Raw genomic sequence first — 4211 nt, 5'->3', positions numbered from 1 at the left:
TCTATGCCAACGTTATAAGCTAGCGTTTTCGCTGGCGGTTTTTTTGTGCCTAGGATTCCCTGCTCATGCTGCCCATGCAAGCGCCGCATCAAACACACTTTTGCCCCAAATATCCCCTATTAGTTCCAGTAAGACCACTATTACCATGACGATTAAGGCCTCTAACAATTCTTTAACCGAAAGCTCTACATCAGATTTTAATGAACCAAGCTTGTATGCACTATTGGATGCAGAGTTTTCAGCCAATCGTGATGATACCGAGCGTGCACTGACTATCTATAAACAGCAATCCTTTAAACAAGATGCCACAGCGGTATTTGAAAGAGCGCTAAGCTTATCATTACGCAATGATAGGGTTGAAGAATCCTTACAATTTGCTAAAGCATGGCGAGATGAAAACCCAGATCATGTGCCCGCTTGGTTTTATGTTGCTCACTTGGCACTGCGCGCGCACGATTATGAATTGGCCGTCGAGACCCTAAATCGTATCTTAAGCTACGATCCGCGCGCTGACCTGAGTGAAATCCTGATTGGCATTTATCCAAACAGTGATGAAGATAAGCGCGAACTACTTAATGCCTTGCAACCTATCGACAGTGAGCAGAATGCCTCGCTTTCAGTCTTAAAAGCCGGTTTACTTTACCAGTTTAATGAGCCTGAGATTGCTATCGTTCATATCAATCGAGCACTTGAACGGCAGCCGGATTATGTGCCTTTTATTACGTTAAAAGCAGATATCTTGCGAAAAATCGAGCCATCGACAGCGGTCATTGATTATCTTAGCCAAGCACGCTTGCGTAATGCAGATAGCAAAAACCTATACTTATATGAGATTCGCTATTTACTTGATTTAAAACAAAACGAGCAAGCATGGCAGCTTTTGCTTGTGGCTCACGAGCGCTTTACCGATGATGCTGAGATAACTTTGTTAGCAGCACTGGTCAGCTTAGATATCGAAAAGTACGCTAGCGCCGATAAGCTACTCAACACCTTAGCCAAAAACCCCGCTTATCTTGATCAGTCTTATTATTATCTTGGCATCAGTGCCGAGCGTCAGCAAAATTTTGAGCAAGCCAAATACTATCTCAATGCTGTCATGCAAGAGGATTTGGTATTGGAAGCGCGGCGAAAAGTGGTCGCTGTAGAGTTACTTAATGATGATGTCGATGCCGCTATTGCAACGTTAGAAAAACTGCGTAAAGATTTTAGCGTATTTGCCCCCGATAGTTTTGTGTTGCAAGCCGATATCTTATGGCAGCAAAATGAATCTGCAGAAGCATTACGCCTATTAACTAAGGCTGCTCGTAAATACCCAGATAATGAGATGCTTCTTTTTGCACGCGCCCAACTTCTTGATGATAAAGAAGACTATATCGTCAAGCGCACCTTGCTCAATCACCTGCAAGCGCTCGACCCTAATAATCCTGCTTATCAGCTGAGTTACGCACAATTGCTACTAACCAATGAACGTGGCTCCGAGCAAGGGTTGGCGCTGGCAACCGCGATTATACAAATCCGCTACGATGACCCACGCTATGACAATGAGCTGCATCTACAAGCCCTTAATGTGTTGGCAAGTAATGCGCTGGCAAACGAGAATTATCAGCAAGTTATCGACTATCTACAGACCCCTTACGATGTACTCCCTACTCTACGCTCGGGGACTCTGCTGTTACGCGCTTATCAAGGCTTAGGTGACAATGAAAAAGTTGAGACATTACTCGCCGACTTGCAGCAGCGCTTTTCATTTGGGCAGCGCAATATCAATGACCGTATACAACTCTATTAATAGCAAACAGTATAATTAATGAGTCACGGCATAGCGTATCTCAGTGTTAAGGTATTGCGTCCTATTATTACAAGCCACTTATAAGAAGCTAACAGCCACGCATAACCGAGTAACAAATAACACTTAAGCTAACCTATTTTCGAAACAATGATTTTGCAAATTTGTCTATTTTTGAGGAAACATCATGTCAGCATCAATAATTTCTTATAAGCGCAATAAATTAGCCCTATTTACAGCTATGACAGCATCGGTCGCAATCTTGTCAGGGTGTCAGTCATTAAAAACCGGCAATACCCCCAACCAGCCGACTGACATCATACAAGGTCAAAACGCTGAGCAACCAAAAAAACTTGAAAGCTTTAATATCACAGGTAAAATCGGTGTTACGACACCAGCGAGCGGTACGACGGGCACCCAAGGCGGCAGTGCCTTCTATGCATGGGGGCAACAAAACGACCGCTTTGCTATTGAACTTATCGGTGCGCTTGGTATTGGTAAAACCAATATCGAATACAATGGTCAATCAGCCACTCTGGTGAGCGAAAAAACCGGCACATTGAATGCTACTGACCCTGAAACCCTATTGAAAAAAGCCACTGGCTGGCAAGCCCCTATTTCACAAATGCCTTACTGGATTTCTGGTCGCTCAGCGCCTTCAGATAGCGCGCCGCAGTTGGATGCCCAAAATCGTTTAATCAGCTCAATCAATGGCGAATGGCAAGCCAGCTTCAGCTATAAAGGCAATGATAAATTACCAAATAAAATCAGTGCAGTTCAGTCGCAAGGCAATAAAGTCGTTATGACAATCGACCATAAAAAACAATAACGGTACTTAAATTGAATCGCTATTTTGCATAGCGCTTTCATAATAATGTTTAATACCCATATTTAAGCACAACTTATAAAGACGGTTATTTATGACCAATAGCACCACTGCTGCATCTGTTATCTCGCGTTTATCACCGGCAAAGATTAATTTGTTTTTGCATATCACCGGTAAGCGTGCTGATGGCTATCATGATTTGCAAACTGTGTTTCGTCTGCTCGATTGGGGCGACTATCTGCATTTTTCGATAGCAGATAAAGCCATTCCTATAGATAGCACAGCAGACATCAATAGCCTTGGTAGCCAGCTAATTACATTGACTGGTGCCGATACGATAACGAGCAGTATAGAAGATAATTTGATTTTTAAAGCTGCGCGAGCATTGTTGTCCGCAGCTATAACATCAAATAATCTACCTGAAAAATTACCGCAAGTATCTGTAACATTAGATAAGCATTTACCCATGGGCGCAGGTTTGGGCGGCGGCTCCTCTAATGCGGCGACAACATTACTTGTGCTTAATGAGATATGGCAGCTTAATTTTAATTGTGATGCGCTGATAAGAATCGGTACAACTATCGGCGCAGATGTACCAATATTTATCTTTGGACAAGATGCCATTGCCATGGGCATTGGTGAAGAGCTGACCGCCATTGATTTGCCCGAGCAGCAATATTTAGTATTGACGCCTAATGCTCACGTTAATACTACTGAGCTTTTCGCACATCCTAAACTACAGCGAGATATCCCTGCGATATCGATTGAGACTATTAAAAAGCAGTCCAATGATTATGTACAATATTTAGACACGCCTTATCACAATGTCTTTATGCCAGTAGTCACCAGCCTTGCTCCTGCTGTCGATGAAGCATTACGTTATTTACAAGGTTTAGAGAAACAAGCATTGGGTAGAGCACGGATGACCGGCTCTGGTAGCGCGGTATTTTTGCCATTGGATACGAGTATTGCTACTAATAAAGCGCTTTTGGCAAGATGGATTGCAGATGCGCCTTGTGCAGGGTATGTGGTAAACAACTTATCATCGTAAGCAGTCGTTTCGTAAGATGCTTTTTATGCACCGACAAAATGTGCAACTCTTAAAATCAGTATACTGAGCATACCCTACTGAAGCTCAGTATACAGGCTAATCTTGAATTCCTAGCCAAATCTTAGCAGCTGACTCTTCGTCAGGATTAAATCCTTTAATATCCAAACCTGGGATCATAAAGCCTTCAATTTCAGCAACCTTTTGTAGCCATTGCTGTTCACTAATTACAGCCATCTTGCCAAAATACTTCATTGTTGCCCACAGCTCAGGCATACGTTTCATCTCATTCATTAACGCCGAAAACGATGGCATAGCAAAACTATTAATGCGATAAAGCAAGGTAGCGTTTTGTCGCTCTGTATTTGGGTTAGCCTGAACCATAGAAGCCGTTGCTTGCATCCATTCATCAAGTAGATTATTCATATCATCACTGCTTATCTTGCCATTGATAGTTAGCTCAATATGATTGTTATTAGGTTGAGTTAGAATATAAGTCATGTCACTCTCCTTATTTCATTTGTATTGGTGATGCTGTTTATATCCATACT

At 42.5% G+C, this 4211-nt stretch carries 4 protein-coding genes; 3 read left to right on the top strand and 1 reads right to left on the bottom strand.

From position 1 onward, the window contains the following. The 3 genes from VLN09_RS08905 to ispE form a co-directional block, all read left to right on the top strand. Positions 1 to 1789, top strand: a 1789-nt coding sequence (locus VLN09_RS08905) for a tetratricopeptide repeat protein (RefSeq protein WP_325245723.1), incomplete at its 5' end; no start/stop codon positions are given. Positions 1790 to 1973: 184 nt separating this feature from the next. Continuing rightward, entirely contained in the window at positions 1974 to 2615 is a 642-nt protein-coding gene (gene lolB / locus VLN09_RS08900) for a lipoprotein insertase outer membrane protein LolB (protein WP_325245721.1), read from the top strand. Between the two features lie 91 nt (positions 2616 to 2706). Then, positions 2707 to 3663: a 4-(cytidine 5'-diphospho)-2-C-methyl-D-erythritol kinase gene (ispE, locus tag VLN09_RS08895; protein ID WP_325245719.1), complete on the top strand. Its 957-nt coding sequence runs from the start codon at positions 2707 to 2709 to the stop codon at positions 3661 to 3663. A 96-nt stretch (positions 3664 to 3759) separates the two neighbouring features. On the opposite strand, the gene VLN09_RS08890 is transcribed toward ispE, so the two are convergent. Further along, a complete protein-coding gene (locus tag VLN09_RS08890) occupies positions 3760 to 4161 on the bottom strand; it encodes an STAS/SEC14 domain-containing protein (protein WP_325245717.1) in 402 nt (133 codons plus the stop codon). Between the last annotated feature and the right edge of the window lie 50 nt (positions 4162 to 4211).

The organism is Psychrobacter sp., from assembly GCF_035469765.1.
Lineage (GTDB): Bacteria > Pseudomonadota > Gammaproteobacteria > Pseudomonadales > Moraxellaceae > Psychrobacter.
This window is presented reverse-complemented; position numbering and strand designations above follow the sequence as displayed.

What these genes read in the sequence shown, in the direction of transcription:
- lolB (WP_325245721.1), top strand. Translation starts at nt 1,974, where the DNA reads ATGTCAGCATCAATAATTTCTTATAAGCGCAATAAATTAGCCCTATTT.
- ispE (WP_325245719.1), top strand. Translation starts at nt 2,707, where the DNA reads ATGACCAATAGCACCACTGCTGCATCTGTTATCTCGCGTTTATCACCG.
- VLN09_RS08890 (WP_325245717.1), bottom strand. Translation starts at nt 4,161, where the DNA reads ATGACTTATATTCTAACTCAACCTAATAACAATCATATTGAGCTAACT.